This window comes from Kitasatospora sp. NBC_00374, assembly GCF_041434935.1.
Lineage (GTDB): Bacteria > Actinomycetota > Actinomycetes > Streptomycetales > Streptomycetaceae > Kitasatospora.
In genome coordinates this window covers 6091121-6115887 of sequence record NZ_CP107964.1, presented here as the reverse complement: position 1 = coordinate 6115887, position 24767 = coordinate 6091121, and the positions used below count along the sequence as shown (strand labels likewise).

Genomic DNA, 24767 nt, shown 5'->3' with positions numbered 1-24767 from the left:
CCACCCGTACGGCATGGCGAAAGCCGCCGCCCGCACCCCGAGGGGATGCGGCCGACGGCCTTCAGGCAGATCCGGCGGGCACAGCAACGGGCCGACCTGACCGGACAGGTCCAACAGGTACCAACGACCCTGATCGAGCCCATGAACCAGCTGAAGCGCGTGAACCGGGTGAACCGGTCACACCATCCGTCAGACGGACAGGACCTGGCCCGGGAGGATCAGGTCGGCGTCGCCACCGATGACGCTGACGTTGTTCTTGTACAGGGTCTTCCAGTCGAGGCCCTTGGCGGCGGCGATGTCGCTCAGGGTGTCGCCGCTCTTGACGGTGTAGGTGCCACCGTTGGTCTTCTCGGCCGGGGCGGCGGGCGCGGCGGCCTTCGGGGCCTCGGCGGCCTTGGTGGGCGCCTGGGCGGCGAGCGGCTGGCGCTCGGTGCTGCGGTTGGCGCGCTCGGAGTCGGCCTTCGGCGCGGCGGCCTTGGGGGCCGGCTTCGGGGCGGTCTCCGCCTTCGGGGCGGGGGCGGTCTTGGTGGTGGCCGCAGCACCGGTGTCGACCTGCGGGGCCTCGCCGCCCTTGGTCAGGCCGGCCTTGACGGAGCACACGGGCCAGGCGCCCGGGCCCTGGGAGGCGAGCACCTTCTCCGCGACGGCGATCTGCTGCGCCTTGGTGGCCAGGTTGGCCTGCGGGGCGTAGGCGGTGCCACCGTAGGCGGCCCAGGTGCTGGAGGTGAACTGCAGGCCGCCGTAGAAGCCGTTGCCGCTGTTGATGCTCCAGTTACCCGTGGACTCGCACTGCGCGACCTTGTCCCAGGTGGCCACCGACGCGGCGGAGGCCGAGGTGGCCGTGACGAGGCCGGCCACCGGAAGGGCAACGACGACGCTGCCCAGAACGGCCATCCGCACGCGGTTGCGCTTGGTGGCAGTGGTGGTGGCAGCGGCAGTCTCGTTACGGAAGGTCATGAGGTTCCTCTCGACAGCCCCGGGCGGGCATGCGGAACCAAGCCCTCGAAGGGCGTGGTTCGCTTGCCGCGTCCGCAAGGCGGCCGTGCACGTGTCCGACGTGCCGCGCCGCCCCGGCCACCCTCCCGACCGGTGTGCGCGGCGCCCGCTTCGTGCGGGGCCTGCGCTGCGGTCGGTGCCCCGCGTCGCCGGGGGTCAGCCGGCCGCTCTGGCACCTGGGGGTGAACCCGGGTAGTGCTCGTTGCACTGGGATCGAAGCTACGAGGCGAATAAGTGAGGACCAAACGTTTTCGGGTCATCCCAGGTCAATCAGGTGTTACCGGCGGTATTGATCAAGCAGATCCATGCCGAATGACCGATTTATCCATATTTGATAAGGTCAAACATCGACCCAATGTGACCTGGGGCACGATTTCGCCCCTGTGAGCTCGGGCACAGCATCGACACGTAGTGACCAGTCGACCACCTGCAGCAGTCAAATCTGCGGCAAATCCCATCGGAGTCGAGCCCACCCGTGACCCCTGACACAGGGGCCCGTTGGTAATGGCGGCCGGGCGCGCGCCCGCGCCACGTCCCAGACCAACAGAGGAGCCTTCGTGCCGCGCATGCTCAATGTGAGCGACGACGTACGAGCCGAGATCGGCGACGACGAAGCCGACCGCCTGCTGGGCGGCGCCCACGCACCCGACGTCTACGACTGCACTTCCTGCCGACAGCCCGGTGACTCCCTCCAGGAGCCCACCAGCACAGTGCTCTTCGTCGGCGAGGAGACGGCGGTGCTCGCCTTCGCCCACTCCCGGTGCATTCCCTCCCAGGTCGTACCGGTCGCCGAGGAACAGTTGCTCGGGGCGGTCCGCAGCATCAGCCAGGCCCAGGGCAGCGCCCCCTCACCTGACGCCCCGACGGCCCCGACCATCCCGGCCCCGGCCTCTCCGGGCATCCCGGCGGCCCCCGCCCCCACCCCCGCCCAGCCGGCAGGCGCAGCCACCGCCGGGACCCAACCGGCCGTCCTCGGCGTCACCTGCGGGCTGGTGCTGTGCGGCGACACCGGGCACGCCGCCCTGGTGGTCGAGCCGACCGGCCCGGTCGGCCGGCCGGGCAGCGCCTCCACCGACGACGAGTTTCTGTCGCTGCTCACCGAGCACGGCTTCCAGCAGATCTCCAACGTCAACCAGGCCCCGGTCCGCCCGCTGGCGGGCTGGTCGGTGCTGATGGCGATCGGGCAGCTGCACGCGATCCTCCAGCCCTCCGCGGCCGGCGGCAGCGCCGCCTGGTGGCAGGCCCACCAGCCGCTCCAGGTCACCGACGCCTGGCGGGCCGCCGCGGCCAAGCAGTCCGAGGTGATCATGTACGCGGTGCCGGCCGACACCATCGGCCGCCAGCCCCGGGAGGACCTGCTGCGCCTCGCCCTCGACCGGGCGGCCGGCCAGGGCCGCCTGGTCGCCGGCATGCTGCCCCTGGCCGGCACCTGACCGGACCGCGCCCCGCCCCCGCCCCTCCCCCACACCGGCACCGACACCGGGCCGCCCACCGCCCCGACGGGCGGCGGGCGGCGGGCGGCGGGCGGCGCACCCCCGATCGGCGGCGCACGGGGGTGCGCGACCGCGCACGTCCGAGGGCGGGGGCGCGTACCAGGCGCCGCCCGCCCTCGGCGCCACCCAAGCGCCACCCGGAGGCGCGCGACAGCGCCCGTCACCCCCGCATCCCCCGCGCGGCTCACTCGTTGGCCCTACGTGTACAGCTACGACGTCGCCTCGCCCAGCCGCCCCTCCGCCAGCCGCTCCATCCCGAGCATGCGCCCGTCGTACGACGCGGAGCACCCGTCCTCGGCCACGCCGATCTACGACGCGCTGTACTCCGAATACCGCAGGCTGTTCCGGGCGCTTCCGGGAGACCGCTCGGACGAGGAGAACATGCGCTTCACCGGATTCGCCGTTCGGGAACCGGCCAGCACCCGGCACGAGTTGATGCCGTATCCGCAGCACCAGACGTTCCACACCTTCGCCGGACAGGCCGGGATCCCGCAGTTCATGCCGTCCCAGCAGTCCGGCGCGGGCCAATTCGGTCTCGGGCCCGGCCACGGCTCCGGCGGCGGCAGCACCGGCGCCAACAACGGCAGCGCCGCCCTCGGGCAGGGCCTCGCCGCCGGCGCGGGCCAGTACGCCACCACCGGCCCCGCCACCGGCCAGGGCTGGGTGGCCGCGGGCTACCTCGCCCCGCCGCAGCCCACCGACCCCCCCACCGTCGGTACGGCTGCCGCAGCAGGTGCGGCGGGCAGCCCGGGCACCGGCGGCCGACACCGCTCGATGCTCTCGCTGCCCCCCGGCCGCGGCCCGGCCCAGAGCTGAGCCCCGGCCGCACGGCAGGCGGCAGGCGGCGGGCGGCAGACGCCGGAAGGACCAGCAGCGGCTCCGAGCGTCGCCTCCGAGCTCCGGACACGGCGAAGGCCGGGCAGTCACTCGACTGCCCGGCCTTCGCCGATTCCTACGATCCACGCCCGCGCCCGCGGCCGACCCCGACCCCGGCCCCGACCCCGACCCCGGCCCGACCGGGGATCAGGTCACTTCTTGCGGCTGCGCTTCTCCCGCACCCGGACCGAGATCGAGATCGGCGTACCGACGAACCCGAACTCCTCCCGGAGCCGGCGCTCGACGAACCGGCGGTAGCCGGCCTCAAGGAAGCCGGAGGCGAAGAGCACGAACCGCGGCGGCCGGGTACCGGCCTGGGTGCCGAACAGGATGCGCGGCTGCTTGCCACCCCGGATGGGGTGCGGGTGCGAGGCCACCAGCTCGCCCAGGAAGGCGTTCAGCCGGGAGGTCGGGATCCGGGTCTCCCAGCCGGCCAGCGCGGTCTCGATCGCCGGGACGAGCTTCTCCATGTGCCGGCCGGTCAGCGCGGAGACGTTGACCCGGGGCGCCCACTGGACCTGGACGAGGTCGCGCTCGATCTCGCGCTCGAGGTAGTAGCGCCGCTCCTCGTCGAGCTGGTCCCACTTGTTGTACGCGACGACGACGGCGCGCCCGGCCTCGACGGCCATCGAGATGATCCGGGTGTCCTGCTCGGCCAGCGTCTCGCTCGCGTCGATCAGGACGACCGCGACCTCGGCCTTCTCCAGCGCCGAGGAGGTGCGCAGCGAGGCGTAGAAGTCGGCGCCTGCGGTGAGGTGGACCCGGCGACGGATGCCGGCGGTGTCGACGAACTTCCAGGTCTTGCCGCCCAGCTCGATGAGCTCGTCGACCGGGTCGCGGGTGGTGCCGGCCAGCGAGTTGACGACCACCCGCTCCTCGCCGGCGACCTTGTTGAGCAGGCTGGACTTGCCGACGTTCGGGCGGCCGATCAGCGCGACGCGGCGCGGGCCGCCGAGGGTGCCGGTCCCGAAGGTCTGCGGCGGCGCCTCCGGGAGGGCGGCCAGGACGGCGTCCAGCAGGTCGCCGGAGCCGCGGCCGTGCAGGGCCGAGACGGGGTACGGCTCGCCGAGGCCGAGCGACCACAGGTAGGCGGCCTCGGCCTCGGTGGACTGGCCGTCGACCTTGTTGGCGCAGAGCACGGTGGGCTTGCCGGCCTTGCGGATGATCTTGATCAGGGCTTCGTCGGTGTCGGTCGCGCCGACGGTGGCGTCCACCACGAAGAGCACGGCGTCGGCGGTCTCGATGCCGAGCTCGGCCTGGGCGGCGACCATGGCGTCGAGGCCGAGGACGTCGAGCTCCCAGCCACCCGTGTCGACCAGCTTGAAGCGGCGGCCGTTCCAGGTGGCCTCGTAGGTGACCCGGTCGCGGGTCACGCCCGGACGGTCCTCGACGACCGCCTCACGGCGGCCGATGATGCGGTTGACCAGAGTCGACTTGCCGACGTTCGGGCGGCCGACGACGGCCAGCACGGGCAGCGGACCGCCGGAGGACGCGTCCAGGTCGGCGTCGATCTCCTCCGAGTCGAAACCCTCCTCGGCGGCGAGTGCCATGAACTCGGCGTACTCGGCGGAGTCCAGCTCGCCGTGCGAGCCGGCGGAGGCGGCGGAGGCGGCGGAGGCGGAGGCGGCGGAGGCGGCCGGACCGGTCGAGCCGGTCGCGATGTCGTTGCTCATCTTCGTTTCCCATTTCCCGGCACGGCCCTTCCCAGGGGCGTGCCGTGCGTACCTGCCCTGGCGGGCAGCGCGAGTCCTGCATGATGCGGTCGGTTACCGCAGGTCTGTGGGCGCGGGCCGATGCCCGCGCGGGGTGGTGCGGATGGTGCGCGTGGTGCAGATGGTGCGGATGGTGAGGGCAGTACGTGCCGGTGCAGATGCTGGACGGCTGCGGATGACCCGCGCACCACAAGCGGCCCGCCCGCCCCGTCCCGCCCCGGCCCGGCCCGGCCGGAAGGCCGGCAGGTCAGACGGCGGACAGGCGGCCGGCCCGGTCCTCGACCAGCGCGGCGATCCGGTCGATCACCTGCTCCAGGGTGAGCTCGCTGGTGTCCACCAGGACCGCGTCGGCGGCCTGGGTCAGCGGAGCGGTCGCCCGGGAGGAGTCGGCTGCGTCGCGGCGGGCCAGGTCGGCGGCCATCGCGGTGATGGTGGCCTCGTCCACGCCCTTGGCGCGCAGTTCGGCGGCCCGGCGCTCGGCGCGGGCCGTCTCGGACGCGGTGAGGAAGATCTTCACGGTGGCGCTCGGGAACACCACGGTGCCCATGTCCCGGCCCTCGGCGACGATGCCGCGCTCGGCGACCTCGGCGCAGCCGCGCTGCAGCTCGACCAGGCGGGCCCGGACGGCGGGGACGGCGGAGACGGCGGAGACCTGGGCGGTCACCTCCGGTCCGCGGATCGGGCCGGAGACGTCCCGGCCGTCGACCGTTATGGTCGGGCCGGCCGCGTCCGTACCGGAGACGATCACCGGCTTGCCGCAGGCGATGGCGACCGCGTCCGGGTCGTCGACGTCCACGTCGTTGCTGAGCATCCACCAGGTCATCGCGCGGTACATCGCGCCGGTGTCCAGGAAGCTCAGCCCCAGCCGGGCGGCGACCGCCCGGGAGACGGTCGACTTGCCGGAGCCGGAGGGTCCGTCGATGGCGACGACGACCGGGGCGTGCGCTCGGTCGGCAGTGTCCACGGGGCGAACCTCTCTCCAAACAGACAACCGGGTGACTACCCCAAGGTTAGACGACCGCCGGGCTCTCCCCCGCCGCCCCGGCCGTCACCCGATCGGCCCAAGCCCCGCCGGGCGCTCTCGGCGCCCTTGGCAGGGGTCGGCCGGCCACCGACCCGGGAGGCCCGGCGCGCCCCGGCCCGGCTCAGTCCCGGACGCTCCAGCCGCGCTCGCGCAGGCCCGTGGTGAGCGGCTTCACAGCCGCCGCGGCGACCGCGAGGTGGACGTGGCCGACCTGCTGGCCGGTGGAGTGCTCGATGGTGACGTCCTCGATGTTGACCCCGAGCACCCCGACCTCGCCGAACAGGCGGCCGAGCTCGCCCGGCTGGTCGCCGAGCACGACGGTGACGCTCTCGTAGCGGGTGGGCGGGGCACCGTGCTTGCCGGGGATCCGGGCCTGGCCGGTGTTGCCCCGGCGCATCACGGCCTCGATCCCGGTGGCGCCCGCCCGGCGTTCGCCCTCGTCGGACGCCTGCAGGGCGCGCAGCGCGGTGACGGTCTCGCCGAGGTCCCCGGCGACCTCCTCCAGGATGTCGGCGACCATGCCGGCGTTGGCGGAGAGGATGTCCACCCACATCGAGGGGTTGGAGGCGGCGATCCGGGTGACGTCGCGCACGCCCTGGCCGGAGAGCCGGACGGCGGTCTCGTCGGCGTGCTCCAGCCGGGCCGCGACCAGCGAGGAGACCAGCTGCGGGGCGTGCGAGACCAGGGCGACGGCCCGGTCGTGGGCGGCGGCGTCCATCACGATCGGCATGGCGCCACAGAGCGTGACCAGTTCCAGCACCGCGTTGAGCGTCCCGGTGTCGGTGTCGTCGGTCGGGGTGAGCACCCAGGGACGGCCCTCGAACAGGTCGGCCCGGGCGGCCAGCGGGCCGGACGTCTCCCGGCCGGCCATCGGGTGGCTGCCGAGGTAGTGGGAGGTGTCGCAGCCCAGCGCGACGATCTCGGCCCGCGGCCCGGCCTTCACGCTGGCGACGTCGGTGTACCAGCGGGCGAGGCCGCGGCGCTGGCAGTCGGCGAGCACCTTGCCGACCAGGGCGGGCGGCACCGCGATGATCGCCAGGTCGACCGGCGCCTCGGGCGGCTCGGTGGTGCCGGCGCCGAGCGAGGCGGCCGTGCGGGCGGCGTCCGGGTCGGCGTCCTCCAGGTGGACGCTCACCCCGCGCCCGGTGAGGGCGAGGGCGGCGGAGGTACCGATCAGTCCGGTGCCGACAACGGCGGCGGTGCGCATCGGGGCGGGTCTCCTGTGTACCGGTGGCGTGGTGGGCCCCCATCCTCTCGTACCGCGCCGCCCGCCGCCGCACCCGCACCCCGCGCTCCCCACACCGCTGCACCCCGGCCAACCCCGCACGCCGGCCCCGGGCCGTCCCGCACCTCACACGCCGGCCCCCGGCCGTCCCGGCCACGCGGAACCATCCGTTCACCCCGTCCGTCCACTCACCCGACGCGCCACGGAAATCCACGGACAGCCGGGCAGGGTCGGGGCAGACTGGGCGCCCGGGCAGCCGGCACGAAGGGGGCAGCAGGGTGACAGGCCAGACAGCGGGTGGCTGGGAGTCGGAGCTCGACTCCGTCACGGTCTACGCCACGGGTGCGCTCTGCCGCAGACGGGCCCGGGGAGTCGTGCCGCCGGACGGCCGGGTCCGGCTGCCGGGCCTGCCGCGCTCGCTGGACGCCGGCTCGCTGCGGGCCAAGGTGCTCGGCGCCGGCGGCGCCCGGGTGACGGAGGCCCGGCTGGCGGTGGAGGCCGAGCTGCGCGACCCGTCCGAGCTCCCGGAGCTGCGTCGCCGGGTGGACCGGGCCCGGGACGAACGGGACGCCGCCCTCGAGCGGCACGCCCGCCGGCTCGACCGGGTCGCGGAGGTCTCCGCGCTGCGCGCCGTCCCGCCTCCGCGCCTGCCCGAGGAGCCGCACCGCCGGACGCCCTCCGACGCCTGGCTGGAGCTGGCGGACTTCGTCGACGAGCGGCTGGCCCGCCTGCACGAGCGGGCCGCCGAGCTGACCGAGGAGCTCCGGCTGGCCGAGCACGCGCTGGCCGTGGCCCAGGACGAGCTGGACCGGGCCTCGAACGCGGCGCCCGCCCGGCCGGTGGCCACCGGCGCGACCGCGCTGCTCACCCTCGTCGGCGCCGACGCCGGCGAGATCGAGCTGGAGCTGGAGTACGGCGTGCCGGGCGCGGTCTGGGTCCCGACGTACCGGCTGAGCCACCGCGACGGCGAGCGGACCGGGCAGCTGGTGCTGCGCGCCGCGGTCGCCCAGCGTTCGGGCGAGGACTGGACGGGTGTCCGGCTCTCGCTCTCCACCGCCGACCTGCGGCGCCGCACCGAGCTGCCGAAGCTGCGCTCGGTGCGGATCGGCCGCCGCCAGTCCGCCCCGCAGCCCTCCGGCTGGCGGGAGCCGCCCGCGGGGCTGGCCGATCTGTTCACGGGGTATGACGCCGTCGGCCCGGCCCCGGGCGCCGCACCGGAGCGCGGGTGGCCACTGCCGCCGCCCGCCGTCCCCGCGTTCGCGCCGCCGCCCGCCCCGGTCGCCCCGATGCCGCCGCAGGGCTACGGCGGCATGCTGGGCGCCCCCGCGCCGGGTGCGGCGCCGTCCCCCTCGATGGCCCCGGCCGCGGGCGGCGGCGGCTTCGGCGGTGCGCCCGCGGCCGACACCTACCGCAAGCGGTCGGCCGCCCCGGCCCCGTTCGCCCAGGCCCAGGCCCCGGCCCCGTTCGCCCAGGCCTCAGCCCCGGAGCCCGGGCCGCAGGGCCCGCCGCAGCCCCCCGCCGAGCTGCTCGACTACGCGGCGCTGACGCTGGCCGGCCCCGACGAGCCCGCCGCCCGGCGCGGCCGGCTGCTGCCCCGGCAGGGCGGCGACCCGCTGGCCGCCGAGCGGCGCCGGATCGCCGAGCAGGTGGCCGGTCTGCCGCTGCCGGGCCGCGCGGTGCGCCCGCGCGAGTCGGCCGGCTCCTTCGACCACCGCTTCGACGCCGCGGCCCCGGCCGACATCCCGTCCGACGGCACCTGGCACACCGTCGCCGTCACCGAGCTGCCGGTCGGGGTGACCACCGAGTACGTCTGTGTGCCCGCGGTCGAGGAGACCGTGTACACCACCCTGCTGCTCGCCAACGAGACCGACCAGGCGCTGCTGGCCGGTCCGGTCGACGTGTCGGTCGACGGCGAGCACCTGGTCACCGCCGCCCTGCCGACCCTGGCGCCCGGCGATCGCCGGCGGGTGGGCCTCGGGCCGGCGGAGGGGATCCGGGTGGCCCGCCGCGTCGAGATGCGCGAGTCCACCGCCGGCATGCTCAACAACACGACGGTCCTGGACCACCGCGTCCACATCGAGCTGGCCAGCCGGCTCACCCGGCCGGCCGTGGTGGTGACGTACGAGCGCATCCCGGTCACCTCGGACTCGGACATCCGGATCGAGGAGCATCCCGGATGGGTCTCCCCCGACCCCCTGTCGGGCTACCCGCCGGCGTCCACCCGGACCCGGCGGGCGGAGCTGCCCGCCGGCGGCACCGTCGAGTTCGACGGCGGCTTCGAGATCCGTATCCCGGCCGGCAAGGCCCTGGTCGACGGCAACCGCAGGAGCTGACCCCATGACCATCGAGCCCACCGAACCCACGGCGCCCGCCGAGCCCACGGCACCCACCGGGCCGATCCCGCTGCCCGTCACCGCCGTCACCTGCCTGGAGGACCGCGCCCAGGTCGAGCGCACCGCCGTACTCGACCTGGCTGCCGGGGTCCAGCGGCTGCGGCTCGGTCCGGTCACCGCGCTGGCCGTCGACCGCACCCTGCACGCCGAGCTGACCGCCGGGCAGCCCGCCAAGGTGCTCGACCTGCGGCTGGTCCGCGGTTGGACGCCGCGCAGCCCGCTGCCGCCCGGCGCCGACGACTCCCCGCTGCGCCACCGGATCCACGCGCTGACGGTGGAGCAGCTTGCCGAGGGCCGCCGGCGGGAGCGGCTGGAGGCCAGGATCGCGCTGCTCGGGCAGCTCGCCGCCGACCTGCTGCGGGAGATCGGCGAGGGCGCGGGCCGGGGCGAGGTCGAGCGGGCCCGCTGGACCCGGGAACTGGACCGGGTGGACGCCGAGCGGGAGGAGTACGGCGAGCGGCTGCGGGCCAACCGCGCGCGGCTGGCCGCGCTCTCGGACGAGCTCGCCGAGGCGCTGCGGGCGCTGGACGAGGCCGAGGAGGAGCCCGCCGAACTGACCGCCCACCTCGAGGTGACGGTGACGGCCGACGCCGCCGGCCCGGCCGAGCTGCGGGTCGGCCACCTGACCCCGTGCGCGCTGTGGCGGCCGGCCTACCGGGCCACCCTGTCCGGCGGTGAGCTGCACCTGGAGACCGAGGCGGTGGTGTGGCAGCGCACCGGCGAGGACTGGTCGGGTGCCCGGATGTCCTTCTCCACCGCCCGCTCGGCGCTGGCCACCGACCCGCCGCGGCTGGCCGAGGACCGGCTCTCGCTGCGGGAGCGCTCGGCCGAGGAACGCCGGACGGTCGAGGTGGAGCTGCGCGAGGAGGAGATCGGCAGCACCGGTCCGGCCGCGCCGGACGGCGGCCTGCCGGGGGTGGACGACGGCGGCGAGGTCCGGGTGCTGCGCGCACCGCACCCCGCCTCGGTGCCGGGCGACGGCCGGGCCCACCGGATCCCCCTGACCGCCTTCACGACGTCGGCGAGCAGCGAGTACGCCTGTGCGCCCGAGCTGTCCCCGCTGGTCACCCAGGTGGTCCGGTTCGGCAACGGCTCGGGGCACGCGCTGCTGGCCGGCCCGGTGGACCTGGTCCGGGGCAGCGGTTTCACCGGTCGCGGCGAGCTGTCCTTCACCGCGCCCGGCGCCGCCGCCGAGCTCGCCTTCGGCAGCTCGGACGGCTACCGGGTGGTGCGGGAGACAGAGGAGAGCCGGGGGTCGGTCGGGCTGACCCAGCGCACGGTGCTCACCCGGACGGTCCGGCTGCACCTGTCGCGGTTCTCCGGCCCGGAGGAGCACGACGAGCAGGTGGTCGCGGTCCGCGAGCGGATCCCGGTCTCCGAGGTGTCGGCGGTCGAGGTGCGGCTGCGCAAGGAGGCCTGTGTGCCGGCGCCGGACGAGCTGGACGCCGAGGGCGTCGTCCGCTGGCAGGTGCCCCTGCCGCCGGGCGGGCGGCGCACCGTCACGCTGGTCTACGAGGTGTCGGGAACGGCCAAGGTGGCGGGCCTGTGAGCGGGCCCGCCGGGGGCGGCCGGCAGGATCTGCTCCGTCAACTCCGGTGCCAATCCGGTACAAAAGAGGCATGATCTACCATCTCGCCCCCCTGGACGACTGGCTGCGCGACCCCGGCCGGCCGTACGCCGCCGCCTCGCTGCTGACCGACGGCTTCATCCACTGCTCGGCCGACGAGCCGACCCTGCTGGCCGTGGCCAACAGCTTCTTCCGGGACACGCCGGGGCCGCTGATGGCCCTGCTGATCGAGGAGACGCTGGTCGAGCCGATGGTCAAGTGGGAGGCCGCCACCGGCGGTCCGCCGCCCGGCGCCACGCCCGGGGTGCTGTTCCCGCACATCTACGGCCGACTGAACCGCACGGCGGTGGTCGGCCTGGAGAAGCTCGAACGCGGCCCGGACGGCCGGTGGGCCACCCTGCTGCCCTGGAGCTGACCGCTCCCGGGCCCGGCCCGACGGGCGCCCGCTACAGCCAGCCGCGCTCGCGGGCCGCCATGCCGGCCTGGAAGCGCGTGGTGGCGCCCAGCTCCCGCATCAGTCCCTGCAGCCTGCGCTGGGTGGTCCGGGCGCTCCAGCCGAGCGAGCGGGCGATCGACTCGTCGGTCAGGCCGGCGGCCAGCAGGCCGAGCAGCTTGAGGTGGTCGGCGTCCGGGCCGTCCGTGCCGTCGCCGCTCCCGATCGCGGTCTGCAGCGGCACCGCCCGCTCCCACTCCGCCTCGAACAGCGCGTCGAGCGCCTGGAGCAGCGCGGACGGGTGGATCACGTACGCGGCGTCCAGGACGGCGTCGCCGACGCTGATCGGGATGATCGCCATCCGGTCGTCCGACATCATCATCTTCATCGGCAGGGTGGGCCGGACCCGGGCCTCCTCGCCGTCCTCGACGCCGACCAGGATCTCCTTCTCCAACCGGCCGGGCCAGGCGATGGCCTCCTTGTCGAAGACCGTCCGGAAGCGGATCCCGGACCTCAGCTTGGCCCGCTGGCGCGGCAGGTTGGCCACCGGGTCCTGGATGTACGGCGGGCAGTCGAAGCCGCGGACCTGGTAGTGGCTGGTCTCGATCAGGTGCTCCAGCCGCTGGGCGATGGCCTCGCCGCCGGTCAGCACCTCCACCGAGTGCGCCGGGTCGGTGTACCGGGAGGCCTCGCGGAAGGCGTCCATCAGCCGGTGCATCTCGGCGCGGGCGCTGCGCAGCTGGGCCTCGCGGTGGCCGATCAGCGTGCCGATCGCGACGTCCGGGGCGACCGCCAGGTAGCGGTCGCGGTCCACCGGCGCGCGGGTGGCCATGCCCTGGTCCGCCAACCGGTCCAGGGCGTCCTGGCTCTGTTGGAGTGTCAGGCCGCACTGGTCGGCCAGCTCCACCGCGGTGGACTGCGGCGTCGTCACCAGCTCCGCGTAGACCTGCCCGTCCGGCCGTCCGAGGCCGAGCACTCCGAATGCGTCGAGCATGCGGCTCCTTCCCCCACCCGGCCACGGCCTCGGGCCGTGGCGCAGTTCCGCCATCCGAAGAGGCGAGTTTTCGTGGCCATCCTGTGCCACGGGTCCGCACGCTGACAAGGCCGTGCGGTGAGGCTCACACCAAGCCTCGGCAAAGACCGCGGGCCCCTCCACCAGCGGCGGAGGGGCCCGGACGGAGCTGCGGGACGGCTACAGGCCGACCTCGTTCAGCAGGCGGCCGACCTCGGGGTTGGTCAGGCGGCGCAGCCAGCCCGACTTCTGGTCGCCGAGGGCGATCGGGCCGAAGTGGGTCCGGACCAGCTTGTCGACCGGGTAGCCCACCTCGGCGAGCATCCGCCGGACGATGTGCTTGCGGCCCTCGTGGAGGGTCACCTCGACCAGGTAGTTCTTGCCGATGTTGGAGACCACCTTGAAGCTGTCGGCGCGGGCGAAGCCGTCCTCCAGCTCGACGCCCTCGGCGAGGCGCCGGCCCAGGTCGCGCGGGATCGGCCCCTGGATGGCGGCCAGGTAGGTCTTGGTCACGCCGTACTTGGGGTGGGTGAGGCGGTGGGCCAGCTCGCCGTGGTTGGTGAGCAGGATGATGCCCTCGGTCTCGGTGTCCAGGCGGCCGACGTGGAACAGCCGGGTCTCCCGGTTGGTCACGTAGTCGCCGAGGCACTGGCGGCCGTCCGGGTCCTCCATGGTGGAGACCACGCCGGCCGGCTTGTTGAGCGCGAAGAACAGGAACGACTGGGTGGCGACGGTCAGGCCGTCCACCTTGATCTCGTCGTTCTCGGCGTCGACCCGCTTGCCCTGCTCGGTGACCTGCTTGCCGTTGACCTGCACCCGGCCCTGCTCGATCAGCTCCTCGCAGGCGCGGCGGCTGCCGATGCCCGCGCGGGCCAGCACCTTCTGCAGGCGCTCGCCCTCGGGCTCGCCGAAGGTCTTGGGCAGCTTGACGGCCGGCTTGTCGTGCCGGGCCAGCACGGCGTCCTCGATCCGGGCCTGCAGCTCGCGCGAGCGCTGCGGCTGACGGCGCGGGTCGCCGGGCGCACCCTGGCCCTCGCGGCGCGGCTTGGGCGCGGGCGCCGGGCGGCGCGCGGTGTAGCCGCCGCGGCTGGGCGTCGCGTTCGGGCCGCCACCGAACTCGGGGCGGTCGTAGCGGCGCTCCTCGGGGCGCAGCGGGCGGTCGGGGTAGCGGTTGTCGTCGCGCCGGTCGTCCCTGCGGTCGTCCCGCCGATCGCGGGAGAAGCCGCCGCCCGAACCACCACGGCCACCGCCGGAGCCGCCGGGGCCGCCCGAACCGCCGCGGCCACCGCCGGAGCCGCCCGAACCACCGCGGCCGCCGCCGTACGACGAGCCGCCGCGGCCGCCACCGGAGGACGGGCCGCCGCCCGAGCCACCGCGGCCACCGCCGGAGCCGCCGCCGTACGACGAACCGCCGTACGAGCCGCCGCCCCGGCTCCCGCCCTGACCCTGGCCGCCCTGGCCCTGGCCGCCCCGCCCCTGGCCACCACTGCGGCCCTGGCCGCCGCCGCTGCTGTTCCTGCCGTTGCCACTGCTACGCATCAAATGTCCGTACGTCGTGTTCCGTCGTGGGATGTGCAAGTCGTGCCGGCCGACCTCACCGCACTTCCCGACCCGCCTCGTCGCGGTCGCCCGCCGCTTGCGCGGCCGCGACCGCCTCCGCGATCACCGTGCCTTCGAGGGACTCCGCTTCCACGTCGTCGACCTCGGGCAGAAAGGGCGCGAGCTCCGGCAGCTCGTGCAAGCCGCGCAGCCCCATCCGTTCCAGGAAGTAGTTCGTCGTCCGATACAGGATCGCACCTGTTTCGGGCTCGGATCCGGCTTCTTCCACCAGTCCTCGCTGTACCAGGGTACGCATCACGCCGTCACAGTTCACACCACGTACCGCGGAGACCCTGCCGCGCGACACCGGTTGCCGGTATGCGACGACCGCCAGCGTCTCCAGTGCGGCCTGGGTGAGGCGGGCCTGCTGGCCGTCCAGGACGAAGCGGTCGACGGCCTGCGCGCAGTCGGCCCGGCTGTAGAACCGCCAGCCGCCGGCGACCTGGCGCAGGTCGAAGCCGCGGCCCTGGTCGGTGTACTCGGCGGACAGCTCGCGCAGGGCGGCGGCCACCTCGGCCCGCGGGCGTTCCAGGACGGAGGCCAGGTGCCCGTCGGGCACCGGATCGTCGGCGATCATCAGGATGGCCTCCAGCGCCGCCCGGAGCGGCACCTGGGGGCCTTCCGCGGCCTCGGCGGGCTCCGGTGCCCCGGCCGGCCCCGCGGCCTGTGCGGGCACCTCCAGGGCCGTCTGCCGGGCAGGCCCGGGTGCGGGCGGCCCGGCAGGTGCGGGGACGGCCGGCGCGGAGGGCGCGCGGATAACGGGCTCCGCCGGTACGGGAACGGCCGGCGCCTGGGGCGGGTGGGCGGACTCCTGCCACTCCTCGGGCCGGCTCTGCCCGGGCAGGCCCAGGGCCCGCCGGGGCTGCCTCGACCGTTCGTCGCTCACCGCTGTCCACCGTCCTTCGCAGCGCCGTCCGGCTCGCCGGGCGGGCGGTCGAACTCGTCCGTCACCTCGACCTGGCGGTCGGTCTCCGCGATCCACCGGACCACGAGCTCGCCGAGCGCCTCGGGCTGGTCGAAGTCGAGCACCCGTTCCCGGTAGAGCTCCAGCAGGGCGAGGAACCGGGCGACCACGACGAGGGTGGTCCCGGCGTCCGCGACCAGCCGGCCGAAGCTGGCCGTACCGAGCGCGGTGAGCCGGTCCACCACGACGGCGGCCTGCTCGCGGACGCTGACCGGCGGGGTGTGGATGTGGTCGACGTAGACCGCGGGCCTCGGTCTGGGCGTCATCGCCCGGGCGGCGAGCTGCGCGAACCGCTCCGGCCCGATCGCCAGCACCACCTCGGGCAGCAGTGCGGCGTGCCGGGGCTCCAGGCCGACCGTGCGCGGCCGCAGCCGCAGCTCGGCGGCCCAGCGTTCGGCGAGGACCGCGGCGGCCTGCTTGTACGCGCGGTACTGCAGCAGCCGGGCGAAGAGCAGGTCCCTGGCCTCTAGCAGGGCCAGGTCCTCCTCGTCCTCGATCTCGGCGGCGGGCAGCAGCCGGGCGGCCTTGAGGTCGAGGAGGGTGGCCGCGACCACCAGGAACTCGGTGGCCGCGTCCAGGTCCCAGTCCGGGCCCATCGCCCTGATGTGGGCGACGAACTCGTCCGTGACGGTGGACAGCGAGACCTCGGTGACGTCCAGCTTGTGCTTGGCGATCAGGCCGAGCAGCAGGTCGAACGGGCCCTCGAAGTTGTCCAGCCGCACCCGGAAGCCACCGCGCCCGTCGGCCGCGGCGGGCTCGGGGGCGGTGGTGACCGGGGTTTCGGTGCTGCTGGACATGAGGGTCCATCTTCGCCCGGGTGCGGTCCACGCCGTGCGCCGGGGCCCGCGACACGCGGAGGGCGGGCGTCAGCGCCCGCGCAGCCGCCGGACCAGGATGCTGGCCTCGCCCCGCTGTTCCAGGTCGGCCAGGACCACCGAGATGGCCTCGCGGACCACCCTGCCGCGGTCGACCGCGAGGCCGTGCTCGCCGCGCAGCACCAGACGGGCGTGCTCCAGGTCCATCAGTTCCTCGGCGGAGACGTACACCGTGATCTTCTCGTCGTGCCGCTCCCGGCCGGTGGGCCTGCGGGCGCCCCGGCCGCGCTGGCGGGGCCGCCTGGTCGGGTCGGCGGCCTGCTCCTCGGCCCCGGCGTGCCGGGCGGCCCCCTGGGCGGCCTCGGCGGGGCCGCTGTGCGGCTCCGGGCGGGCGGCGGGCACCTCGGCCGTGCCGGAGGCCTGATCGGCCTTCCTGGCCACCTCGGCCGCTCGGGCGGTCTCCGCTCGGGCCGCCGATGCCTCGGCCGACCTGAGGGAGGGCGACAGGGCCATCCCCCCGGTGGCCCGGAACAGCTCGTCGGCCCCCGGGAGACTCACTCGACGGGGCGGCACCGGTCGAGCACCTCCCTGGCGAGCTGACGGTAGGCGGCGGCGCCGACCGAGTTGGTGGCGTACGTGGTGATCGGCTCGCCGGCCACGGTGGTCTCCGGGAACCGCACCGTGCGGCCGATGACGGTGTGGAAGACGTGCTCGCCGAAGGCCTCCACGACCCGGGCCAGCACCTCGCGGCTGTGCACCGTGCGGGAGTCGTACATGGTGGCCAGGATGCCGTCCAGGCGCAGGTCGGGGTTGAGCCGCTCGCAGACCTTCTCGATGGTCTCGGTGAGCAGCGCGACACCGCGCAGCGCGAAGAACTCGCACTCCAGCGGGACGATGACGCTGTGAGCCGCCGTCAGGGCATTGACCGTCAGCAGGCCCAGCGAGGGCTGGCAGTCGATGATGACGTAGTCGTAGTCGGGCAGCAGCGGCCTGAGCGCCCGCGCCAGCGCGGACTCCCGGGCCACCTCGCTGACCAGCTGCACCTCGGCGGCCGACAGGTCGATGTTGGAGGGCAGCAGGTCCATGCCGGGGACGGCGGTCTTCAGGAGCACCTCATCGGCCGTCAGACCCCGCTCCATGAGCAGGTTGTAGACCGTGACGTCCAGCTCCATCGGGTTGACGCCCAGTCCGACCGAGAGCGCGCCCTGCGGGTCGAAGTCGACCAGCAGGACCCGGCGGCCGTACTCGGCGAGCGCGGCGCCCAGGTTGATGGTCGAGGTGGTCTTGCCGACCCCGCCCTTCTGGTTGCACATCGCGATGATCTGCGCGGGCCCGTGCTCGGCGAGCGGCGCGGGGATCGGGAAGTACGGCAGCGGGCGGCCGGTCGGGCCGACCCGCTCGCGGCGCTGGCGGGCGGCGTCGGGGGCCAGGGTGGCGGCGTACTCGGGGTCCGGCTCGTACTCGGCGTCCGGGTCGTCGTACGGGCCGTAGCCGAGCTCGCTGTAGGCCAGACCGTAGGCCGCGAACTCCGCGTCGAGGTCGGCGGGGGCGGCGGCGGCGTGCTGACGCGCCTCGAAGGTGCGGACCGCTACCGAGCCGACCTCCACCGTGCCCACCGCGGCCTGCCGGGCGGTGAGCTCCTCGTTCGACTGTCCGGCAGCGTGCTCCGCCAGTCCTGGCTGACCACCCCCGGGAGCAAATGTCGACTCATTCACAAGTCGTCTTACCTCCTTGGGCGTCCAGGACTCTATGTCGATTCGTCAGCGTGGCAGCTAGCCGACGGTTTGCGACTCTAGGCCGTTTCGGGCGTTCGCAGCAACACAATCCACGGTAGTGGGCCGGATGTGTCGGCCCACCACCCGGTCCCTGTCAAGGGATGGCAGGGCTTGTGACCCTAACGTTTCTGCGGAGCTCCGCGCTCCTGGGAGGGTAAGTCAGAAGCCGTGGTCCACAGGGCGGGTGACATGTTGCACATAAATTGACATCCCGAGGTCACCGCACCGTCACCCGTCCGGCCGGACGCCCCGCCGCGCTCCGCGACGCCCGCCACCCGCAGGATGCCGCCCGTCGCCGCGCCCCGCCGGACGCCGCCCGGCCGCGGGCATGCCGAACGCCCCCGGCCCGAGGGGAGCGGGCCGGGGGCGTTCGTGCGGGCGTGAGGTCAGGCGAGCACGCTGTCCAGGGAGACCGACTCCAGGCCGAAGGCCTCGGCGACGGCGCCGTAGGTGATCTGGCCCTCGTGCACGTTGAGGCCCTTGGCCAGCGACGCGTCGCGGCGCAGCGCCTCCTTCCACCCGCGGTTGGCCAGCTCGACGATGTAGGGCAGCGTCGCGTTGGTCAGCGCGTAGGTGGAGGTGTTCGGGACGGCGCCCGGCATGTTCGCCACGCAGTAGAAGACCGAGTTGTGGACCTGGAAGGTCGGCTCGGCGTGCGTGGTGGCACGGGAGTCCTCGAAGCAGCCGCCCTGGTCGATCGCGATGTCGACGAGCACGGAGCCCGGCTTCATCCGGGAGACCAGCTCGTTGGTGACCAGCTTCGGGGCCTTGGCGCCCGGGATCAGCACGGCGCCGATCACCAGGTCGGCGTCCAGGACGGCCTTCTCCAGCTCGAAGGAGTTGGAGGCGATGGCCTTGATCTTCGTGCCGAAGATCTTGTCGGCCTCGCGCAGCTTGTTGATGTCACGGTCCAGCAGGGTCACGTCGTAGCCCATGCCGATGGCGATGGTGGCCGCGTGCCAGCCGGAGACGCCACCGCCGATGACGACGGCCTTCGCCGGGTGGGTGCCGGGCACGCCGCCGGGGAGGGTGCCGCGGCCGCCGGCCGGGCGCATCAGGTGGTACGAGCCGACCTGCGGGGCCAGCCGGCCCGCGACCTCGGACATCGGGGCGAGCAGCGGCAGGGCGCCGTTGGCGAGCTGCACGGTCTCGTACGCGATCGCGGTGGTGCCGGACGCGACGAGCGCGTCGGTGCCGGCACGGTCGGCCGCCAGGTGGAGGTAGGTGAAGAGGGTCTGACCCTTGCGCAGGCGGTGGTACTCCTGCGCGATGGGCTCCTTGACCTTCAGCAGCAGGTCGGCGGTGGCCCACACCTCGTCGGCGGTGGGGAGGATGGTGGCGCCGGCCGCCACGTACTCCTCGTTCGGGATCGAGGAGCCGACGCCGGCGTTGTCCTCGATGAAGACCTCGTGGCCGTTGCGGACCAGCTCAAGCACGCCGGCAGGCGTGATGGCCACGCGGTACTCGTGGTTCTTGACCTCGCGGGGGATGCCGACCTTCACGGCTAAACACGTCCCTCTTACCTGGGGGTCCCGGCCGGGGAAGACCGGCGGGTGACGCGCACGGGGAAGCCTCCGGGACAGGCCGGGGCACGGATCGCTGCGCGACTGCTGTCGAGTGTAATGAAGCCCAGCGGATCCGTCAGCCTTCCAAACTGAATAAATCTGCCGGACACATTGGCAGTTTCGTAGGCTTGCATCACGATCTAGGTATCAAAGAGGGGTCAAACCCTTACCTCAGACATTACTCCGAAACCGGGTGATTCCCCTCACCGTCGACCAGCCGCCGCAGGCGCTCCAGGGCCTGCGCGAGCGCCGCCGCACCCGCCTCGTCGCCGATCCGGCGCAGGGTCGCGACGGCCGCCCGGTACTCCCGGTCGGCCTCGTCGTAGCGGCGCTGCGCGGTGTGCGCCTCGGCGATCCGGGCCAGCAGCCGGGCCTCGGCCCGGTGGTCGCCCAGGCTCTGCCGCAGGGCGAGCGCCCGGCCGTACCAGTCACCGGCGCGGACCGGGTCCCCGAGCGCCCGGTGGCATCCCGCCGTGCCCTCCAACGCGCGGGCGCAGGCGGGTTCGTCGCCCGCCGTCCGGGCCCGGTCCAGAGCGGCCCGGTAGCGGTCCTCGGCCTGCTCCCAGTGGCCCGCGGCGGCCTGCAGGTCGCCCAGGTTCAGCAGGGCGGCGGCGGCCCGCCGCGGCGCCTCCTGCCGCTCGGCCACCCGCAGCACCAGCTCGTGCAGCTGGTGCAGATCGGCCGGTGCGGTGCCGCCGGTCAACGGCAGGGCCCGCAGCAGGGCCGTCACCAGCCGGCCCGCCGAACCGTCCAGATCGCCCTGCCCGATCGCGTCCCGGACGGCGACCAGCAGCTGGTCGCGCTCCCCGGTCAGCCAGCCGGCCGCCTGGGCCGCGCTTCGCAGGCGCAGCGGGCCGGGCAGCGGATCGGGGTTCTCCCCCGCCGAACGGTCCAGCAGCAGCCGGGCCGAGTCCACCAGCCGGACCAGCCGCTCCAGCAGCCGGGCCCGGGCCAGCTCGATCTCGGCCGGGCGGTCGCGCCCGGTGCGCAGTTCCACCAGCCGCGGGTACAGCCGCCCCGGCACCCGGTAGCGCGCCGTGCCGTCCGCGGCGGCCGGCTCCCGCTCCAGCAGCTCCTGCTCGGCGAGGCGCTCCAGGAGCGTCCCGGCCTCCGGCGCCGGGCAGCCCACCAGTGCGGACGCGGTCCGCAGGTCGGCGCTCTGGGCGGGTGCCAGGGTCAGCATCCGCAGCATCCGGGCGGACGGCGCGGGCAGCGCCCGGTAGAGCAGTTCGAAGGCGGCGACCAGCGGGTCGGTGTCGGGCACCGGCACCGGCTCGGCGGGCAGCAGTTCCCGTGCCTGCCGCCGGTTCGCGGCGCCGCCGCGGCCCTTGGGCTTGGTGGCCCCCCGCGACTTGGGGGCCTGCGGGGCCTCCTCGGGCGCCGTCGGCGCGAGTTCCGCCGCCACGTCGGTGACCGCGGCCCGGGCGTCGGCCCGCAGCCGCCCGGCGACCAGCCGCAGCGCGGCGGGCCGGGCGGTGCAGGCCTCGGCGAGGTCGGCCGCCCCGACCGGGTCGCAGCTGATCCGGGTGCCGCCGATCAGCGAGCCGAGCAGTTCGACGGCGGACGCCTGGTCGAGACCGCCGAGGATCACCGGGTCGATCGCCTCGATCCCGGTCAGCGGCCCGGAGGTGGTGGCCAGCACCAGGCAGCCGGGTTCGTCGACGAGCAGCGGGAGCAGCTGGCCGGCCTCCCGGACCTCGTCCAGCAGGACGAGCAGCTTGCGTCCGGACAGTGCCTCGCGCAGTGCCCCGCAGGCCGGGTCCTCGGCCGCGGGGTCGGCGGGCAGCAGCCCCTCGGGCACCTCCGCCAGCTGTTCCAGCAGCCGGCGGGCGGCCCGGCCGGGCCCGACGAGGCTGCCGTCCGGCGCGGACATCCGGGCGAACAGCAGCCCGTCGGGGTAGTCGCCGGCCACCGAGCGCGCGTAGCGCACCGCGAGCGAGGTCCGCCCCGACCCGGGCCGGCCGGCGAGCACCAGCAGCCGGCCCCGCCCGGGTACCGGCCGGGCTGCGGCGGCTGCCAGCGCGGCCAGCTCGGTACGGCGCCCGACGAACGGTTCCGCTCCCGCGGGCAGCCGGTCGGTCACCGCGGACCCGGGCAGCGGTGCGTCCATCGTCGCCGTCTTCCTCGCCACCTGCGCCACTCCCGACCAGTCGCCCAGCAGAGCCGGCCCGATCCTCGGGGCCCTGTCCGCGAAGCGTAGTTCGAGCGCACCCCCGTGCCGAGCTGACATCCGGTACTACCAACCGGCAGATCACCTGCCCGGATCAACAGCGACGGGCCCGGACGGGCTCAGGCGGCGTCGAAGGGCCGGGCCGGCCAGGGCGAGTCGGCGGGCCGCAGCGAGTCCAGGCCCGGGCCGGTCAGGGCGGCGTGCAGGGCGAGCGTGCCGGTGATCAGGGTCGGGTTGTGCAGCCCGCCCGCCAGGATCAGCCGGACCAGCTCCTCGACCGGCACCCGGGCGGTCTCGATCTCCAGCTCCTCGCCGTGCGCGGCGTAGCGCTCGCCCTCGGCCTCGGCCAGGTCGGTGGCGAGGAAGAGCCGCAGCGCCTCGTCGGTGCCGCCGGGCGAGGTGTAGAAGTCCACCAGCACCCGCCACTGCCCGGCGGTGCAGTGCGCCTCCTCGTACAGCTCGCGCTGCGCGGCGTGCAGCGGGTTCTCCCCGGGGACGTCCAGCAGCCCGGCCGGCAGCTCCCACAGCCGCTGGCGCACCGGGTGCCGGTACTGGCGCAGGATCAGCACCCGGCCCTGGTCGTCCAGCGCGAGCACGGAGACCGAGCCCGGGTGCGTCTGGTAGTCACGGCGGGCGTAGCTGCCGTCCGGCATGAGCACCTCGTCGGTCCGCACACCGGTGACCCGCCCCTGGAACGGCGTCTCGGTGGTCCGCACCGGCCACTGCTCCTCCAGGTCCCGGATCTGCTGGAGCACCTCGGCCTGCTGCACCTCGGCCTGCTGCACGTCGGTCATCGCGACTCCCCTTTTCGTCAGTACGACACAATCTAGGCCATCGAGCCGCCGTGGGGGTGGGCGACAGACGAGCGATGGGCCGAGGATCGGCTCTCCTCGCCCTCAGCCTCGCGCCTGCACGGTGCCCCCGCCCGGCAGGCAAGCCGAACGGCGGTCACCCGGGCCTTCCCGGGTGACCGCCGTCCGGACGGAGCGCGCGCCGTTACGGGGCGTCGGTCTTGATCTTGATGGCCGCCGCCACCAGACCCGCGAACAGCGGGTGCGGACGGGTCGGACGGGACTTCAGCTCCGGGTGCGCCTGGGTGGCGACCAGGTAGGGGTGCACCTCGCGCGGGTACTCGACGTACTCGACCAGGTCGCCCTTCGGGGACAGGCCGGAGAACTGCAGGCCGGTCTTCTCCAGGTCCGCCCGGTAGGCGTTGTTGACCTCGTAGCGGTGGCGGTGGCGCTCGTCCACGTACTGCTCGCCGCCGTAGACCTCGCGCACGATCGAACCCTCGGCGAGCTTGGCCGGGTAGAGGCCGAGGCGCATGGTGCCGCCCAGGTCGCCCTTGCCGTCCACGATCGCCAGCTGCTCGGCCATGGTGGAGATGACCGGGTACTTCGCGGCCGCGTCGAACTCGGTGGAGTTGGCCTCCGGCAGGCCGGCCAGGTTGCGGGCCGCCTCGATGACCACGCACTGCAGGCCCAGGCACAGGCCGAGCAGCGGGACCTTGTTCTCCCGGCCGAAGGTGATCGCGGCGACCTTGCCGTCGACACCGCGGTCGCCGAAGCCGCCGGGGATGCAGATCGCGTCCACGTCGCCGAGCTGCTCCTGGGCGCCCTCGGGCGTCAGGCAGTCGTCCGAGGCGACCCACTTGATCTCGACCCGCGCGTTGTTGGCGAAGCCGCCCGCGCGCAGCGCCTCGGTGACCGACAGGTAGGCGTCGGGCAGGTCGATGTACTTGCCGACCAGCGCGACCTTGACGATGTGCTGGGGCTCGTGGACCCGGCGCAGCAGGTCGTCCCAGACGGTCCAGTCGACGTCGCGGAAGGCCAGGTCCAGACGGCGCACCACGTACGCGTCCAGGCCCTCGCCGTGCAGCACCTTCGGGATGTCGTAGATCGACTTGGCGTCGATGGCCGCGACCACGGCCTCCTCGTCCACGTCGCACATCAGCGAGATCTTGCGCTTGATGGCCTGCGGGACCTCGCGGTCGGCGCGCAGCACGATGGCGTCGGGCTGGATGCCGATGTTGCGCAGCGCCGCGACCGAGTGCTGGGTCGGCTTGGTCTTGAGCTCGCCCGAGGGGCCGATGTACGGCAGCAGGGAGACGTGCACGAAGAAGACGTTGTCCCGGCCGACCTCGTGGCGGACCTGGCGCACGGCCTCCAGGAACGGCAGCGACTCGATGTCGCCGACGGTGCCGCCGACCTCGGTGATCACCACGTCGACGTCCTCGGTCGCCATCCGGCGGATCCGGGACTTGATCTCGTTGGTGATGTGCGGGATGACCTGGACGGTGTCGCCCAGGTACTCGCCGCGGCGCTCCTTGGCGATGACCGTCGAGTACACCTGGCCGGTGGTGACGTTGGCCGAGCCGTGCAGGTTGGTGTCCAGGAACCGCTCGTAGTGGCCGATGTCCAGGTCGGTCTCGGCGCCGTCGTCGGTGACGAAGACCTCACCGTGCTGGAACGGGTTCATAGTGCCCGGGTCTACGTTGAGGTACGGGTCGAGCTTCTGCATCGTCACGCGCAGGCCGCGGGCCTTGAGCAGCGCTCCGAGGCTGGAGGCGGTGAGGCCCTTGCCGAGCGATGAGGCGACACCCCCGGTGACGAAGAGGTGCTTGGTCGTCACGGCGCGGCTGCTGGACGCCTTGCCGGAATGGGGCTGTGCCAAGAGGGGGCTCCCGTGGGTCGCGTGTCGAAGGTGACTCGGTGGATGGGCTTGCCCCGGTCCAGTGACCGAATCGGCGAGGAGCGGGTCCCTTTTGCGGGGGAACTGTGCTCGGCCGGTGAGCCCGGCGGGGTCGTCGAGTCGGCGGATCCGGGGTGGTCTTTCCCACCAGTCCACGGGATACCAGGGTATCAGCGCGCCGGACGGGACGCGTTCGGCCGGGGTCCGGCGCGCCCCGGCGGCGCCGGGTCGGACGGCTCCGGCGGCCCCTGATCCGGGTCGTCGGGATGGCCCGGAAGGATCATCCCCGGATGGCCGGACCGGGTGGTTTTCCACTGCCCCGGGCCGCGCCACTGTTGATCTGTTGGTGTGAGCGCGGGAGGACCGGCGCCACTCCGCGTGCCCCGACAGGGCCGATCGACGTATTCTGCACGGACGCATCGCCGACAGCAGAGCACGCGGAGGGCGAGGGGGTCGG

The 24767-nt window shown here is 74.3% G+C and carries 19 protein-coding genes; 5 read left to right on the top strand and 14 right to left on the bottom strand.

Going from position 1 to position 24767, the window contains the following annotated elements; genetic code table 11:
* Positions 1–189 precede the first annotated feature (189 nt).
* Positions 190–957 (bottom strand): transglycosylase family protein, encoded by a 768-nt coding sequence (locus tag OG871_RS27285; protein WP_371500198.1) that lies wholly within the window; start codon positions 955–957, stop codon positions 190–192.
* 596 nt (positions 958–1553) lie between these two features.
* Between OG871_RS27285 and OG871_RS27280 the strand changes: the two genes are divergently transcribed.
* A complete protein-coding gene (locus OG871_RS27280) occupies positions 1554–2429 on the top strand; it encodes a hypothetical protein (protein WP_371500196.1) in 876 nt (291 codons plus the stop codon).
* Between the two features lie 261 nt (positions 2430–2690).
* Positions 2691–3305, top strand: coding sequence for a hypothetical protein (locus OG871_RS27275; protein ID WP_371500194.1), 615 nt, complete (start codon positions 2691–2693; stop codon positions 3303–3305).
* A gap of 212 nt (positions 3306–3517) precedes the next feature.
* On the opposite strand, the gene der is transcribed toward OG871_RS27275, so the two are convergent.
* The 3 genes from der to OG871_RS27260 all read right to left on the bottom strand — a co-directional run bounded on the left by der (position 3518) and on the right by OG871_RS27260 (position 7308).
* Positions 3518–5038, bottom strand: a complete 1521-nt coding sequence (der, locus tag OG871_RS27270) for a ribosome biogenesis GTPase Der (RefSeq protein ID WP_371500192.1) — start codon at positions 5036–5038, stop codon at positions 3518–3520.
* Positions 5039–5324: 286 nt separating this feature from the next.
* Complete coding sequence (gene cmk / locus OG871_RS27265) at positions 5325–6041, bottom strand: (d)CMP kinase (protein ID WP_371500190.1); 717 nt, start codon at positions 6039–6041, stop codon at positions 5325–5327.
* Between the two features lie 181 nt (positions 6042–6222).
* Positions 6223–7308 carry a prephenate dehydrogenase gene (locus OG871_RS27260; RefSeq protein WP_371500188.1) on the bottom strand — a complete coding sequence of 362 codons (1086 nt, stop codon included), beginning with the start codon at positions 7306–7308 and terminating at the stop codon, positions 6223–6225.
* Positions 7309–7604: 296 nt separating this feature from the next.
* On the opposite strand from OG871_RS27260, the gene OG871_RS27255 reads away from it, so the two are divergent.
* From OG871_RS27255 to OG871_RS27245, 3 genes are all read left to right on the top strand, one after another.
* Positions 7605–9659, top strand: a complete 2055-nt coding sequence (locus OG871_RS27255; RefSeq protein ID WP_371500186.1) for a mucoidy inhibitor MuiA family protein — start codon at positions 7605–7607, stop codon at positions 9657–9659.
* A gap of 4 nt (positions 9660–9663) precedes the next feature.
* Positions 9664–11268, top strand: a complete 1605-nt coding sequence (locus OG871_RS27250; RefSeq protein ID WP_371500184.1) for a mucoidy inhibitor MuiA family protein — start codon at positions 9664–9666, stop codon at positions 11266–11268.
* Positions 11269–11338: 70 nt separating this feature from the next.
* Complete coding sequence (locus OG871_RS27245) at positions 11339–11701, top strand: DUF952 domain-containing protein (RefSeq protein ID WP_371500183.1); 363 nt, start codon at positions 11339–11341, stop codon at positions 11699–11701.
* Between the two features lie 31 nt (positions 11702–11732).
* On the opposite strand, the gene OG871_RS27240 is transcribed toward OG871_RS27245, so the two are convergent.
* The 10 genes from OG871_RS27240 to OG871_RS27195 all read right to left on the bottom strand — a co-directional run bounded on the left by OG871_RS27240 (position 11733) and on the right by OG871_RS27195 (position 24292).
* Complete coding sequence (locus tag OG871_RS27240; RefSeq protein WP_371500181.1) at positions 11733–12713, bottom strand: helix-turn-helix domain-containing protein; 981 nt, start codon at positions 12711–12713, stop codon at positions 11733–11735.
* A 198-nt stretch (positions 12714–12911) separates the two neighbouring features.
* A complete protein-coding gene (locus OG871_RS27235; RefSeq protein ID WP_371500179.1) occupies positions 12912–14270 on the bottom strand; it encodes a pseudouridine synthase in 1359 nt (452 codons plus the stop codon).
* Positions 14271–14325: 55 nt separating this feature from the next.
* Positions 14326–14940: an SMC-Scp complex subunit ScpB gene (gene scpB / locus OG871_RS27230; RefSeq protein WP_371503443.1), complete on the bottom strand. Its 615-nt coding sequence runs from the start codon at positions 14938–14940 to the stop codon at positions 14326–14328.
* Positions 14941–15212: 272 nt separating this feature from the next.
* The gene (locus tag OG871_RS27225; protein WP_371500177.1) at positions 15213–16091 is read right to left on the bottom strand and encodes a ScpA family protein; all 879 of its coding nucleotides are present in this window, start codon (positions 16089–16091) and stop codon (positions 15213–15215) included.
* A gap of 69 nt (positions 16092–16160) precedes the next feature.
* The gene (locus OG871_RS27220) at positions 16161–16667 is read right to left on the bottom strand and encodes a hypothetical protein (RefSeq protein WP_371500175.1); all 507 of its coding nucleotides are present in this window, start codon (positions 16665–16667) and stop codon (positions 16161–16163) included.
* Positions 16664–17725 carry a ParA family protein gene (locus tag OG871_RS27215; RefSeq protein ID WP_371503442.1) on the bottom strand — a complete coding sequence of 354 codons (1062 nt, stop codon included), beginning with the start codon at positions 17723–17725 and terminating at the stop codon, positions 16664–16666. The genes OG871_RS27220 and OG871_RS27215 overlap by 4 nt, the downstream gene beginning before the upstream one ends.
* A 545-nt stretch (positions 17726–18270) precedes the next feature.
* Complete coding sequence (ald, locus tag OG871_RS27210; protein ID WP_371500173.1) at positions 18271–19386, bottom strand: alanine dehydrogenase; 1116 nt, start codon at positions 19384–19386, stop codon at positions 18271–18273.
* Positions 19387–19627: 241 nt separating this feature from the next.
* A complete protein-coding gene (locus tag OG871_RS27205; RefSeq protein ID WP_371500171.1) occupies positions 19628–21580 on the bottom strand; it encodes an AAA family ATPase in 1953 nt (650 codons plus the stop codon).
* Positions 21581–21738: 158 nt separating this feature from the next.
* A complete protein-coding gene (locus OG871_RS27200) occupies positions 21739–22413 on the bottom strand; it encodes an NUDIX domain-containing protein (RefSeq protein ID WP_371500170.1) in 675 nt (224 codons plus the stop codon).
* Between the two features lie 202 nt (positions 22414–22615).
* On the bottom strand, positions 22616–24292 hold the full coding sequence (locus OG871_RS27195) for a CTP synthase (RefSeq protein ID WP_371500168.1): 1677 nt from the start codon (positions 24290–24292) through the stop codon (positions 22616–22618).
* Positions 24293–24767: the final 475 nt, after the last annotated feature.